The 14,314-nt window shown below is 34.6% G+C and carries 8 protein-coding genes; 6 read left to right on the top strand and 2 right to left on the bottom strand.

What is annotated here, in order from left to right; genetic code table 11:
- The first annotated feature begins 115 nt into the window (after positions 1 to 115).
- Positions 116 to 2,179 (top strand): T9SS type A sorting domain-containing protein, encoded by a 2,064-nt coding sequence (locus BXY64_RS08675; RefSeq protein WP_120239483.1) that lies wholly within the window; start codon positions 116 to 118, stop codon positions 2,177 to 2,179.
- Between the two features lie 59 nt (positions 2,180 to 2,238).
- On the opposite strand, the gene proC is transcribed toward BXY64_RS08675, so the two are convergent.
- Positions 2,239 to 3,036: a pyrroline-5-carboxylate reductase gene (gene proC / locus BXY64_RS08680; protein ID WP_120239484.1), complete on the bottom strand. Its 798-nt coding sequence runs from the start codon at positions 3,034 to 3,036 to the stop codon at positions 2,239 to 2,241.
- A 213-nt stretch (positions 3,037 to 3,249) separates the two neighbouring features.
- Here proC and BXY64_RS08685 point away from each other — a divergent pair, with 213 nt between their 5' ends.
- From BXY64_RS08685 to BXY64_RS08695, 3 genes are read left to right on the top strand one after another with little or no spacing between them, the layout of a single operon-like run.
- The gene (locus BXY64_RS08685; protein ID WP_120239485.1) at positions 3,250 to 4,248 is read left to right on the top strand and encodes a LacI family DNA-binding transcriptional regulator; all 999 of its coding nucleotides are present in this window, start codon (positions 3,250 to 3,252) and stop codon (positions 4,246 to 4,248) included.
- Between the two features lie 10 nt (positions 4,249 to 4,258).
- On the top strand, positions 4,259 to 5,413 hold the full coding sequence (locus BXY64_RS08690; RefSeq protein ID WP_120239486.1) for an MFS transporter: 1,155 nt from the start codon (positions 4,259 to 4,261) through the stop codon (positions 5,411 to 5,413).
- Positions 5,414 to 5,421: 8 nt separating this feature from the next.
- A complete protein-coding gene (locus BXY64_RS08695) occupies positions 5,422 to 6,519 on the top strand; it encodes an ROK family protein (protein ID WP_170150619.1) in 1,098 nt (365 codons plus the stop codon).
- Between the two features lie 111 nt (positions 6,520 to 6,630).
- Here the strand turns inward: BXY64_RS08695 and BXY64_RS08700 are convergent, their stop codons facing one another.
- Positions 6,631 to 9,159, bottom strand: a complete 2,529-nt coding sequence (locus BXY64_RS08700) for a hypothetical protein (protein WP_120239487.1) — start codon at positions 9,157 to 9,159, stop codon at positions 6,631 to 6,633.
- A gap of 395 nt (positions 9,160 to 9,554) precedes the next feature.
- Here BXY64_RS08700 and BXY64_RS08705 point away from each other — a divergent pair, with 395 nt between their 5' ends.
- Complete coding sequence (locus BXY64_RS08705) at positions 9,555 to 12,716, top strand: SusC/RagA family TonB-linked outer membrane protein (RefSeq protein ID WP_120239488.1); 3,162 nt, start codon at positions 9,555 to 9,557, stop codon at positions 12,714 to 12,716.
- An 18-nt stretch (positions 12,717 to 12,734) separates the two neighbouring features.
- Positions 12,735 to 14,306 (top strand): SusD/RagB family nutrient-binding outer membrane lipoprotein, encoded by a 1,572-nt coding sequence (locus BXY64_RS08710; protein ID WP_120239489.1) that lies wholly within the window; start codon positions 12,735 to 12,737, stop codon positions 14,304 to 14,306.
- Positions 14,307 to 14,314: the final 8 nt, after the last annotated feature.

The raw sequence follows: 14,314 nt of genomic DNA on the forward strand, positions 1-14,314 counted from the left end.
AATATTCTTTTAAGATAATTATCGAATATGGGTATTAATTAGGGTGACTATATGCTTTTGCGGATTGACTTTATCAGCATAATTGTTATTTTTGAGAATCTCTATAATAAATCTCATGATATTTAAACTAATCAGATCAGGACTTGGATTAAGTCTATTATTTCTCTCAATTGCTGTAAAAGCACAAATTTCTCATGGTGGAGAGCCATTATTTAAAAACGCGAAGTCTAAAATTGAGCCAAAGTTGGTTAAGCTTCCAAAATTTAATACAATATCGAAATCAGCCATAGAAAGTGATGGTAAGTATGGAGTAAGGTTAAAGCATGATCAGTATGCCTATTCATTCGATGTTGATTATAGTATTGAAAAAGATGGAGTATGGGAAGAGTTAAACGATGGTAGAAAAGTTTGGCGATTTTCAGTAAAATCGGAAGGAGCTTATTCTTTGGGACTGGAGTTTTCGGAATTTAGAATACCATTTGGAGCTCAATTATTTGTTTACAATGATCATTCCACTAAGGTATTAGGTTCTTATACTTATGAAAATAATAAGAAATCAGGTAAATTTTCTATTGAACCTTTAAAGGGTGATGAGCTTACGATTGAATATATAGAACCTTCAGAAGTTGAATTTTCTGCTGAATTGTCTATAGAAACAATTCTACATGATTATAAAAATATTTTCAACTTGCTAAAAGGGAGTAATGTAAAGGCATCCGGCGGATGTAATGTGGATATAAGTTGCCCTGAGGGAAATGGTTGGCAAACTGAAAAAAGATCGGTTTGTCATATTTTATACAATGGGTGGATTGCATCTGGAGCTTTAATTAATAATACCAGACAGGATGGAACGCCTTATTTGTTAACTGCTTATCATGTAATGCACGAACAGGAAGTTGCTGATGCAGCAATTTTCTATTTTAATTACGAAAACTCTGGGTGTGGAACAAATGATGGAGAGAGATCTCAATCAATTTCTGGATCAACTTTAAGAGCTACAACATCAAATTTAGACTTTACTTTGCTAGAGCTATCTGTACAACCACCTTTATCTTATTCTCCTTATTATGCAGGATGGGATAGGTCAGGAACAATTCCAGTGAATACAACATGCATTCATCATCCAAGTGGAGATGTTAAAAAGATTTCGATTGATATTAATCCTCCTGTAAGCGCTACATATTCGGATGCTCGATACACTTTTGATGAGAATACAAGCTGGCAAATTTTAGATTGGGAAGTAGGAACTACTGAAGGAGGTTCATCTGGTTCACCTCTTTTTGATCAAAACCATAGAATTATTGGTGATTTAACAGGTGGTGATGCAAATTGCAGCAATTCTGTTAATGATTACTTTGCAAAATTTTCATCGAGTTGGGCAAATTACTCTAATATCAACCAACAGTTAAAACATTGGTTGGATCCATTGAATTTGGGAGTGGAAACTTTAAACGGATATGATCCATCTTTTAAAATTAATGCCAGTAGTAAATGTGTTGGTAATGATTTTATCGTTGAAGCAATCGTTAATGAAGGAGTAGAAAATATGTTGTGGGACTTTGGTGAAGGTGCTACACCAAGTCAAGCTGCTGGAGCTGGGCCTCATGATGTATCCTACAATACAGTGGGAAATAAGACAATACAGCTTATCTATAGGTCAAATGGTGTGGATATTGAAATTAGTAGAGATGTAAAAGTTATTGATTTAACAAAGCTTAGTTTTGATTACTCAATACAAAATAAAAAATTAACATTGATTAATCAATCAGTTGACTTTGATTCTTTTACCTGGAATTTAGGAGATGCCAATACCTCAGATGAAGTTAGTCCAAGCCATGAATATCTTAACTATGGAGAATATACTGTGAGTTTGACAGGTACAAATGATTGTGGAAGTACCAGTGTTTCAAAACAAATTGAAATGAATTATGACAAGCTTTTGTCGGTTTATCCAAACCCATCTGTAGATAAATTTACGGTTGACCTTAGCAAAATTATATATACTAAAATAAGTTGGGGCGTATATTCAAATACAGGTATGGAAGTTAAGACTGGAATTGTATCAAGTTTTAGTAATACTTTGGAGTTTAACCTAAAGGGACTTTCAGCCGGAATATACATTCTTAGGATGAATGTGGATGGTGAGATATTAAAACGAAAATTACTCCTTGTAAAATAACTGAAAAGCCATTCTCGTACAGAATGGCTTTATTTTTTACTACAAGAATACTTTTTGTGTTACTTTTCTATTTTCTCGAATGAAGTAACAATTCCTCTAATTAGTGAAGAGGAGAATCCTTGATGTTCCATTTCATTTAATCCAACAATTGTACAACCTTTTGGTGTTGTAACCTTGTCAATTTCCGATTCAGGATGATTGCTGTTTTCCTGTAACATTTTGGCTGCACCTTTTACGGTTTGAGAAACAATTTGATTGGCTGTGTTTGCATCAAATCCAATTTGAATACCTCCCTGAATCATAGCACGAATAAAACGAAAAACAAATGCAATACCACAGGCTCCCAGTATTGTAGCAGCCTCCATTAATTCTTCATTAATGATTAAACTTTCACCTATTGCATCGAAAATAGATTTTACCTTTTGGGTATGTTCGGACGAAGAATTTTTTCCACAAACACAGGTGACAGATTCTCCAATATCTGCAGCAATATTTGGCATAGCTCTAAATACAGGAATTTTATAATCCAACATCTCAGATATTTCATTGGTGCCTAAGCCAGTAGCCAATGAAACCAAAATGTGCTTGCCTTCTTTTATTTCAGGTTTAATCTCGTTAATGATCTTATCAACATTATAGGGTTTAACGGCCACTAAAATGATGTTGGAGTTCCTAACTGCATAAAGATTATCTGAGGTAATTTCTGCACCATATGGTTTTAAATCTTCTATTAGTTTGAGCTTTCTTCTGGTTGCAATAACATTTTCAGAATTAAAATCTTCATGTTCTAATAATCCTTTGGCGATTGATTTACCAAGGTTACCACATCCAATAACACAAATCTTTTCGTTTTTCATCTGTCTATTTTTATTTGATTTAATCAGGCAGAAGGTGTGAAAATACGCATGACAATAGGTAAAAATACAATTTATTTAAACAAGCTTATCTTATATTCGAGGGATTTCTATTTTAATTGACCTGAGATTTGGATAAAAATTTTCATTCTTTCAAAAAATGTCATACTTTTGATAAATCGATTTAGTAAAACGGTTTAGTAAAAAGCAAAAAACTTGAAAAAGAAATCTATAAAGGATATAGCCCAGGAGCTAGGTTATTCAAAAACAACAGTTTCCTTTGTTTTGAATAATAAAGGGGATGAAAAAAATATCAGTAAAAAAACGCAAGAAAAAATACTGGCATACGTTCGTGAGGTAAATTATCAGCCCAATCAGATTGCTAAAAGTTTGAAAAAAGGGAAAACCAATACCATAGGCTATTTAATTCCCGATATATCTAACCCGTTTTATGCTAAAATTGGACGCCTGATAGAAGATTTGTTAGCAGATAAAGGATATCATTTAATCATTGGAAGTACCGATGAAACACAGGAAAAAGAAGATTTACTACTGAATATGTTTGTGAACCGACAGGTTGATGGACTTATTCTGGCTTCCTCCTTCGAAAATTTGGGGATGTTAAATACATTGGCAGCTCAACGTTTTCCAATGGTGTTTTTCGATAGGGAACATCCTGATTTTTTTGGAAACTATATTCTTGTTGAGAATAAAAATGCAATGAAGGGTGCAGTCCAAAATGCAATCAAGCATGGATCTAAAAAAATAGGATTACTTTCTATTACGCCAAATGTTTATTCTCTGGAACTTCGAATCGATGGTTATCGCGAAGCTTTAAGCGAAAATGAGATTGATATCGATGATCATTTGATTCGAATCGTGGATAACAATAATCTAAAAGAGAGTACCAAAGCCCAATTGCAGTATTTGATTGATGAACAAGTAGACGCTGTTGTATTCACCAATAACCAGATTACTGCTCATGCGATTTGGGCAATGAATATTTTTCACAAGGAAAAAATTGAGGATGTAAGGTTTGTGAGCTTTGATAATCTGGATTTGTTCGATTATTCCCAACCAAAGGTTACTTCGGTTGCTCAACCTATTGAAAAGATAGCCAATTATACCGTGGATATTCTTGGGGAAGTGATGAATGAAAAAGAACACATAAGCAAAAGAATTGTATTAGAACCAAAATTAATAGAACGTTTATAATTAACTATTTATGAAAAACAATTATTTAAAATCAGGACCGATTTTCCTAGCCTTTCTTTGTATGGGCTTTGGTGATGTTGTTGGACCTCTAACCAGTCAGTTACAAGCTGATTATGAGCTGACAAATTTTATGGCTGGATTGGTTACATTCATGGGATTCATCATGTTTGGATTACTATCTGTACCAATGGCATTATTTCAAGATAGAAAAAGTAGAAAGTTTGTATTGTTGCTGGGAATGGTAATTGCATTAATTGGTTTGATTTTACCAATTTTGGGAGATTTTTCCTCGTTTGGATTATTATTAGGAGCATTATTACTGCTAGGAACAGGTGCTACTTTACTGCAAGTCGCTGGAAACCCTATAATGCGTGATGTGTCACCAGAAGGAAAATACTCCAGAAATTTATCTTTTGGACAATTTTTTAAGGCAATAGGATCCTTGTCTGGAGCATTAATCCCTCTTATGGCAGCTAAATATTGGAATTTAGATTGGAAAATTTTATTCCCAATTTACTCTGTGGTTCTATTAATTGCAGTAATCTATTTGTATGTTGTTAAGATTGATGAACAAAAGGATGATGCAGCAACTCCTGCTTCATTTGGTTCTGTATTAGCTTTGCTTAAAAATCCATATGTGTTTTTTATGGTATTGGCTATTTTTCTTTATGTAGGAGCTGAAGTTAGTATGAGTGCAAAATTGCCAAATTATTTAGCGCATCAGTTCAATTATGACATTAAGGAATTAGGGCTATGGGGAACTTTGTTTTTCTTTCTGGCTTTAATGACAGGTAGATTTTTAGGAGGAGTTATTCTAAACTGGATGTCTCCTACAAGATTTTTGAAGGTGACAACTGTAATAGCCATGCTTGGTATTTTAGGATTATATATCGCTCCAACTGCAGTTATTGGATTTGTTTCTATTTTCCTTATCGGATTAGGGTTTGCAAATATTTTTCCTTTGGTATTTTCTATCACAATCGATGCAATGCCTGAGCGTAGCAATGAAATTTCGGGTTTAATGGTAACAGCAATTATTGGAGGTGCATTTGTACCATTGATTTTTGGTGCTGTAGCAGATATCTTTTCATTAATGGCTGGTTTTGTGGTAACATTGGTTTGTATCGGATATATTTTCGGTTTATCATTTTATAAAAGAAAGTAATAATAAGAATGAATATTTGGAGAGATGAAAGAGTTGTAATGACTCTTGATGCAGGAGGAACAAATTTTGTTTTCTCGGCTATGAAAAGTGGGGAAGAAGTAGTTGAACCTATTAGAAAACCATCAAATGCTGACAATTTAGATTTGTGTTTGCAGACCATTGTAGATGGATTTCAAGAAGTGTCCAATAAATTGAGTGAAAAACCGGTTGCCATTAGTTTTGCTTTTCCTGGTCCGGCTGATTATAGAAATGGTATTATTGGTGATTTACCTAATTTGCCTGCATTTAGGGGAGGTGTAGCATTGGGACCAATGTTACGGGAGAAGTTCAATATTCCCGTATTTATTAACAACGATGGTGATTTATTTGTATATGGAGAAGCTCTAGGTGGTGTTTTGCCAGAGGTTAATAACAAATTGGTACAGGCTGGAAGTCCTAAACGATATAAGAATCTTATTGGAGTTACTTTAGGAACTGGCTTTGGTGGTGGTTTGGTGCACAACGGTGAATTGCTAATTGGTGATAACTCAATAGCCACTGAGGTTTGGCTAACAAGTAGTCGTATTTATCCAGAACGATTTGCTGAAGAGGGAATTAGTACAAGAGCCATACAAAGAGAATTTCTTTCTCGTGCAAAAAGTGAATATCCTAAAGATTTAATGCCAAAAGATGTATACGATGTTGCTATGGATCAAACTAATCCGGATAATGCAGCAGCATTGGAATCATTTAAAACTTTTGGAAAATGTTTGGGCGATAGTTTAGCCAATTTATTGACAATTACAGATGGAATAGCTGTTATTGGTGGAGGTCTTACAGGTGCTCATGATTTGTATATGCCAGCAGCATTGGAAGAAATGAACGGCAAATGTTATACTTCAAATGGAGATTCTTTGCCAAGATTAGTTCAGAAAGTATACAATATCGATAATGAAGATGAATTTGCAGAGTTTGCGGCAAATCATTCAACAGATATTAAAATTCCAGGAACAGATAAGACAATAAAATATGATCCAAACCCTCGTTTGGCTGTGTGCTCTAGTGAACTTGGAGCAAGCAAAGCCATAGGTATTGGAGCTTATGCATTTGCATTGAAAAATTTGTAGTAGTAGTGTGATATCCGGATTGAGAATTTAATAGTGCTCTTTCCGGATTTTTCATTGTTAAAGATTAGATTAGAAAAGCCTGACGCTTTATGTGTCAGGCTTTTTGTTTGATTAGTTCTCCTTTGATACAATATCTTTGAATGTATATTGATATTCTTCGTTGTAGAATTTTAGATATAGTTTCCTGTAGTGCTCAAATGTTTCTATTGCCAAGCTATGCTTTCCTTGCGATGCCAACAAATGACACTTTGTTTTTAGAGCAGTTTCATTCATCTGATCAAATTGGAATATTACATTAGATATGGCAAGACTAATTACTTTGTCAAGATTTTCATCTTTAAGGATCTCTTCCAAAGTGCTTACAATCAATCCTGTATTTGAATCTTTGAATGAATCTAACCATTCCGGGAAGATGTCTTGAAGCATTGAACCTCTTTGAAGAATAATGATGATTTCAGCTATATTTTCAATATTGCCTTGTTCTCGTATCAGTTTTATTTCATTTCGAACATGCTCTAAATCGCAAAAAATATTTTCAGGAAGAACGATTTTCCAATAATTGTTATCAAAAACAACTTCAGTCCCTGGTAAATCCTCAAGAATACCTCTCAGTTTTTTGATGTTAACACCTCTGTTGTTTTTTGCGTTGCTTTCCGATTTATCAGGCCATAAATATTCTTGTATTCTTTTGGATGATATTCCTTTTCCTTCATTAATAGTATTTAAAAGGATTAAGAGAAATAGTTCTTTTAGGGTAGGACTAAATCTATAGGTAATATCTTTTCCTTTGTTATCAAAAACCTGAAAACCTCCAAATAAGATAATGGCATTTTGCTTTGGAGCTTCATAATCAGATATTGGAGCTTCAAATATTTCTGTTGAAGTGTAAGTTGTTTGTATTTCAGTTGTTCTACGATCCTTTTTAACTTTCCTGACTATAAATAATCCTAGAAGAATGATACAAATAACAAGTAAAGAGTAAAATATTTTAACCGAGAGAGGTAATCCTACTCCGTTAATATCAAAATTGTCTTTGTTTCCTGGTTCGTAACTGATTGTATAAATATTAACCTCATGGCTCAAATCTTCTTTTTTATGAGAGGTAATTGCGATGAGTTTATTTTCACTATTCCAGTAGTAAAGGTCAGCAAAAGAATCAATATCGAGGAAATTATACGGGATACTATCACCTATAAATGCAATTCCTGCCTCGTTTATAAACCCTTTAATGGCTCTTAAATAAGTGTTTTGTTTTGTTGATGAAAACATTAAAGTATAGAAACTACTATCATTGGCAGTAACTTTCATACTATTGACCGGTAAATACTGAAATTGGTCGTCACATTTGTAGTCCCATAAGTGGGTTATTTCTTGATTTTTGAAATCAATTTTATGCAAATCGTAATAGAACTCTTTTCCTAAAATTTGCTTGCCCATAGAATTTCCCAGGCCACCAAAAATGTAGTAACAGTTTGAGTTTTTTCCAGACTGTCCTAAAGAAGCAAGATACCTTGGCCTTATTGTATCTCCTGAAAAGTTTAATTTATCCCAATTATTGGTTTCTGTATTAAATGATAAGATATCATTGAAATAAGAATAATAGCCATATCCACATACAGTGGTGATGTTTTTAGTTTCAGGATGAAGTAATTTGTTGTGATGCCACAGTTTAGGAGTGTCATCCTCAGTAGACTCTTTTTTGTTGTTCCATGAATTATTAATCGAATCATAGGAGGAAATCAAGTTCTGGTTATAACTGTAAGTAGTTATATTTCCATTCTTGTTATAAATAATTTGCTGTGCTTTTTCAAAACAAGGAAAACCATCAACTTTTTTATTTATAACCGATAGAGTTTTTGTTAACGGATCAAAACTTTGTATTGTACCATCCATGAATATGAACTTGATTTGCTCACTTTTCTTGTCGTACAATAAGGAAGGCAATGAAGAGAAATTTAAGCTTTCTATTTTTTCCCACTTATTGTGATAATCAATTACCCAATCAGGATTGTAAACTTTAGCCGTTTTACTGGAAAGAATATCTTTTACCAGGAAATTATCTGTTTTTTTGAATGGCCATAAATGTCTGGGAGCTCCATCAATTCTAATACTTAAATCTTTTATCGAAATAGAAGGCACTTCATCAATAAAGAATCCGTATTTATTGATTACACCCAATGATAATGCAAAATCAGAATTCTGAGGAAAATCAATATCTGACTGCAGTTTTTTGTCTGCAAATTGCAGATTAATTTTATTATTAATCGCATCTATATGTAGTTCAAAATCAATCCATCGGTTATTTTGAATTTCTTCTTTATTTAGATCTAAATGGAATTTTGTTTCACGCTTATTGTGTATCACAAATAAGTCTGGCATTCGGTAGGTAACCTGAATTAGATTTTTATTATTGGCTTCTTTAAGTGAAAGGATTTCGCCATAGTGTGTTTCAGATTCTCGAAAAGATAAATTAAAATGAATTGTAAAGTTATTGGTATAGGAAATATTGCCATTGTGTGTAATATCAATGCCAGTTCGATTTTCTTTATTTACTTCATTAGATTTAAAATATACTCCATGATCTGCAAACAAATCAGGAATAAAAACTAACAGAAGAATTAAGCAATTGATTAATCGCATTATTTTATATGAGAGAGTTGGTTAATAATTAAAATCTTTTGTGAAAATCAAAGATATTCAAATCTTATTATAGAATGAAGAAAGATGTTATAAAAAACTTGTAGAAGGGCCAATTTATAAGGTAATTTACGGTACTCTTACAAGCTTAAATTCACTTTAAATTTCATCTGCTGAATAATGTTGAGAATGGAGTAATTCAATTTTTCATCTCAAAAAAAAGTGAATTAGAATTAATAGATATAACATCCAGATAATCAATATCAAACAGACTGGTTAATGTATTTGATTTGGTGATTAATTCAATATTAATCGTGAATTAATACGTTTGCGCTAATATTGGCCTCAGAAAATTTCACATGATTTTGTGTTCATTGTATAATTAATATTTACTAACTATGAAGAAATGCTATTTAAGTAATCTTCATTCCATCTTAACTAACCCATTAAGTTTTGGAAGGAAGATTAGCAGTTTAGCCTTGCTTGTTGCAGTATTAAGCTCTCCATTTGCTGCAAATGCAAACGTTAACAGTCTATCTGAAGACAATTCAGCGGTAGCTGTGCAAAAAATTGTTACAGGTACGGTAACTGAAGAGTCAGGAGTGTCATTACCTGGAGTGTCTGTTGTTGTAAAGGGTACAACAGTTGGTACGGTAACTGATATTGATGGTAAATTTCAAATTGCTGTCGACGAATCAAGTGTATTGGTTTTTAGTTTTGTTGGGATGACAACTCAGGAAATTACAGTAGGTTCTCAATCTGTAATTGATGTTGTTATGGCGGCAGATGCTTTACAAGTTGATGAAGTTGTAGTAACTGCTTTAGGTATTAAAAGAGAAAAGAAAGCTCTTGGTTATGCGGTTCAGGATGTAAAAGCTGAAGATTTGACCAAAGCGGGTGACGGTGATCTTGTAAGCTCTTTACAAGGAAAAGTAGCCGGTGTACAAATCAATCAAACCGGAGGTGGTGTTGGTGGTTCTTCCAGAATTGATATTCGTGGGGTAAGCTCACTTGTAGGAAATAATGAGCCATTGTGGATTGTTGACGGTGTACCATTTGATAATGGAAATTCAAATGATGGTTCTGTTTGGGGAGGTACTTCAAGAGCCGGTGGTGCTTTTGATTTAAATCCTGATGACATTGAATCTGTTTCTGTACTAAAAGGTGCCAATGCTGCTGCTCTTTATGGAGAGCGTGGTGGTAATGGTGTAATTTTGGTAACTACCAAGAAAGGAAAACGCAATAAAGGTTTAGGTATTAGTTATTCAGGTAGTATGACGCTTTCCGAAGCAGCATACATGTTGGATCTTCAGGATAAATTTGGACAAGGTATCAATGGAGAATACTATACTACTGAAACTGCATCTTGGGGACCTGAGATGAAAGGTCAGCAAGTTGAATCATGGACCGGTGAAATGATTCCTTTTGAAGACCAGGGGAACTTGTTAAAAGATTTTACCAGAACTGGTATAGCTCACAAACACAACGTATCTTTTTCTGGCGGTAATGATGATGGATCTTTCAGAATGTCTTTGGGAAAAGATATCATTAATGGAATCTACGACAACCACAAGGTTGAGAAAACAACATTCGATTTGCGTGCTGATTATGACATTAACTCATGGTTGAATGTTGAAAGTAAGTTGTCTTTCTTCCTAACAGAAGGAGAGCAGAGGCCAGAGGTAGGAAACTACAGCTATGTAAGCTATTTCAATACAATGCCTCGAAATATTAGACCTAGTGATTTGAAACCAGGTTACGATATTATTGCAGGAAAGCATGTAGAGAAGATCTATTCGGATGCCAGCCCTGGTAATCGAAACCCATACTTTTTGCAGGAGCAATATGTGAACAATGATAAGAAGAACAGAACCTTTGGTTTTATTGCTGCCAATGTAAAACTTACATCAGACTTAAAAGCTAAGTTTAAGTATGGTATGGATTTTTTCCAGTTCTCATCATTAGATGGTTACCAGTATGCTGATAACATCAATCCAAATCGTCCTGATTATAATCCAACACAGTCAAACTTTAAGGAAGAAAACTACGAGTTCCTGTTGTCTTATAATAAGGATTTGAACGAAGATTTTACCATTAGCTTAAATGTGGGTGCAAATACCATGAAGCGTCATTTCAAACAGTTAAGATCTTTCTCAGGTAAATTGTCTTCTGAAGATGATTTCTATTTGGGTGCAGGGTCAAACATTAAGGCTGTTGAAAGTATTACAGAGTCTGAAGTAAGATCGATGTACGGATTTGGTCAGGTAGCTTATAAAAACATGATCTTCCTTGATTTTACTGCTCGTAATGATTGGTCTTCAACATTAACATCTGCTGATACAGAATTTGACAATTCTTATTTCTATCCATCTGTAAGTTTAAGTGCTCTGTTATCAGAGATGTTTGAATTGCCGAAATTTGTTTCTTACGCAAAGGTAAGAGGATCTTTGGCACAGGTGGGTAAAGCTGCTGATCCATATCAAACCAGTCAGACCTATAAAATTGAAAGTGGAGACTTTGATCTTTCGAAAGGAAAAGTGCCGGATGTATTGGTAAACAAAGATTTAAAACCTGAGATTTCTACTTCATGGGAAATTGGTACAGATATCCGTTTGTTCAGTAACAGAATTGGTTTAGATTTCACTTACTACCAAGAAGATACTAAGAACCAGATTTTGAAGCTGTCTACTGACCAAACAACTGGATACCCATACCGATTAATCAATGCAGGTTTGATTCGTAACAAAGGGGTTGAGGTAATGTTGACAACTGTTCCTGTTAAAACAGAAGACTTTAAGTTGACTGTAGGTTTCAATTTTGCGAAAAACAAAGGAACATTAGAGGAGCTTTACGAAGATATGCCTGTTTACAAGTTTGATGACAACGAAGGCTTTGTTGGATTGCCAGGTAAGAGATTGGGTATCATCAGAGGATCAAAATATGACAGAAACGAAAATGGCGATATCATTGTTGATAACAATGGTTTGATGAAATTATCGAATGAAGAGCATAACATTCTTGGAAATGTTCAGGCAGATTGGACCGGAGCAATCAACTTGAATGCTGAGTATAAAGGGTTCTACTTGTCAGCATTGGTATCGATTCAGCAAGGTGGAGACATTCTATCTACCTCTGAACAAGCTGCTGTTTCTGCTGGTACTGCAAAGCGTACTCTTGAGAATAACAGAATGGCATTATTTGTTGATGGTGTAACTGTAGATGGTGGTGCCAACAATGTAATGATTTCTGCCCAGGATTATTGGAGAAAAGTAGCACAGGCTGATGAGGAGTTCATTTACGATGCTTCACATATCAAGCTAAAAGAACTTGCTATTGGATACAACTTACCAAAGACTATTTTGAATAAAATTCCAAATAATCCAATTCAATCGGCCAAGGTTTCTTTGATCGGACGTAACCTATTTTACTTCCACAAGAATACACCAGGAACAGTACCTGATGCCAGTGCTTACAGCTCTAGTTTCGTAGCACAAGCTTATGATTTTGCTCCGGTACCATCTGTTCGTACTTATGGATTTTCACTTAATCTTGGTTTTTAATTGCAAAAGAAGAACAACATGAAATTTAATAATTATATATACGCATTGCTTGGAATACTGCTGTTTAGCCAAGCTTGTTCCGATGATTTTGGAGATATGAATGTTCCTTCGGATTCAGCAACTCAAGTTGAACCAAGATTCTTTCTTCATGATATGCAAATGGAGGTATTTGCTAACTATCAGCGAAATGTAAATTTATATCCTGATTTATACTCTCAATACTGGGCCAATACGGTTTCAGGATTTGGATCAGCTCGTTACGAATATGTTGATGGATGGATTGGAAACCAGTGGAAAGAATTCTATACCCGTCAATTGCCTAAATCAATAGCAATTAGCGATACATATGGTGAAGATCCATATTATGTTGATGCCATTGCCATCAAAGAGATTTGGATATGTTACTACTGGTCAAGAATGACTGATTCATATGGTGATATTCCTTATTTTGGTGTTGGAAAAGGGGAATCTGTAGCCTATAATCCACAAAGTGAAGTGTACGCTGATTTGTTCAAGCGATTGGATAATGCCGTTAATAGCATTACTGGAGATGCTGCTCAATATAGGTATTCAGATGGATATGATTTGATCTATGATGGAGATGCCTTGCAATGGAGAAAGTTTGGTAACTCACTTCGTTTGAGATTGGCGATGCGAATTTCCAATGTCGATCCTGAAAAAGCGAAAACAGAAGCGTTGGCAGCAATCAACGGACCTGGTGGAGTTTTTGAATCAAATGCAGATGTTGTGAAAGTTCCAATGTGGAGCAAAGGATGGAACGATTATTTGCACCAAATGGGATGGAGTTGGAACAACATTCGCATGTCGAAAACTATGTCTGATTATCTGTACAATACATCATCCGTTGGTGAAGATCCAAGAACACCAAAATGGTTTACTTACCAAAGAACGGTAGATGATAAGAAAGTTGGCCAGACAAAAGAGCAGGTTGGCAAAGAAAAATACTTTGGACTGGAGAATGGATTTAATACGGTTCCAGCAAAAGTGAAAGAGGATTTTGCAGCCATTAATTTAACTGGTGGTTATATCGATTTTGTTGGTGATGGTGGAGAACACAAGATGTATTGTCCTGTAATGTTCTTTTCTGAAGTACAATTCTTAAAGGCAGAAGCAGCATTGAGAGGCTGGATTAGCGAAGATGCAAATGCTTTGTATTTAAGTGGTGTTCAGGCTTCAATGGACTATGTTGGTGTTGCTTCTTCAGATGCAACTGATTACATCAATGGTTTGTCAAATTTGGGTGGTTCAAATGAAGAACAGTTAAAGCAAATCATTACTCAAAAATGGATTGCCAACTTCCCTAACGGAGTTGAAGGATGGGCTGATTTTAGAAGAACTGATTATCCGGACATTACTTTACCAAAAGATGGTGTTAGTGGAAGTTCAACTGTGGACGCTGGCAGTTGGGTAAAACGTATTCGTTACCCAAACAATCAGCACGAGCAAAATAGTGCCAATATTCCATCTTCAATGAATACCAAAGATACGGATAAAATGGGCATTCGTGTTTGGTGGGATACTGCTAACACTAAGGATAAAGTTGGTGGTTTAATGAGTAGCAATTTCTAATAACTCAA

It is taken from the genome of Marinifilum flexuosum (assembly GCF_003610555.1).
Classification (GTDB): Bacteria; Bacteroidota; Bacteroidia; order Bacteroidales; family Marinifilaceae; genus Marinifilum; species Marinifilum flexuosum.

Excerpts from the sequence above, each read along its gene's own strand:
- BXY64_RS08675 (WP_120239483.1), top strand. The coding sequence starts at position 116 with ATGATATTTAAACTAATCAGATCAGGACTTGGATTAAGTCTATTATTT.
- BXY64_RS08695 (WP_170150619.1), top strand. The coding sequence starts at position 5,422 with ATGAATATTTGGAGAGATGAAAGAGTTGTAATGACTCTTGATGCAGGA.
- BXY64_RS08705 (WP_120239488.1), top strand. The coding sequence starts at position 9,555 with ATGAAGAAATGCTATTTAAGTAATCTTCATTCCATCTTAACTAACCCA.
- BXY64_RS08700 (WP_120239487.1), bottom strand. The coding sequence starts at position 9,159 with ATGCGATTAATCAATTGCTTAATTCTTCTGTTAGTTTTTATTCCTGAT.
- BXY64_RS08690 (WP_120239486.1), top strand. The coding sequence starts at position 4,259 with ATGAAAAACAATTATTTAAAATCAGGACCGATTTTCCTAGCCTTTCTT.
- BXY64_RS08710 (WP_120239489.1), top strand. The coding sequence starts at position 12,735 with ATGAAATTTAATAATTATATATACGCATTGCTTGGAATACTGCTGTTT.
- proC (WP_120239484.1), bottom strand. The coding sequence starts at position 3,036 with ATGAAAAACGAAAAGATTTGTGTTATTGGATGTGGTAACCTTGGTAAA.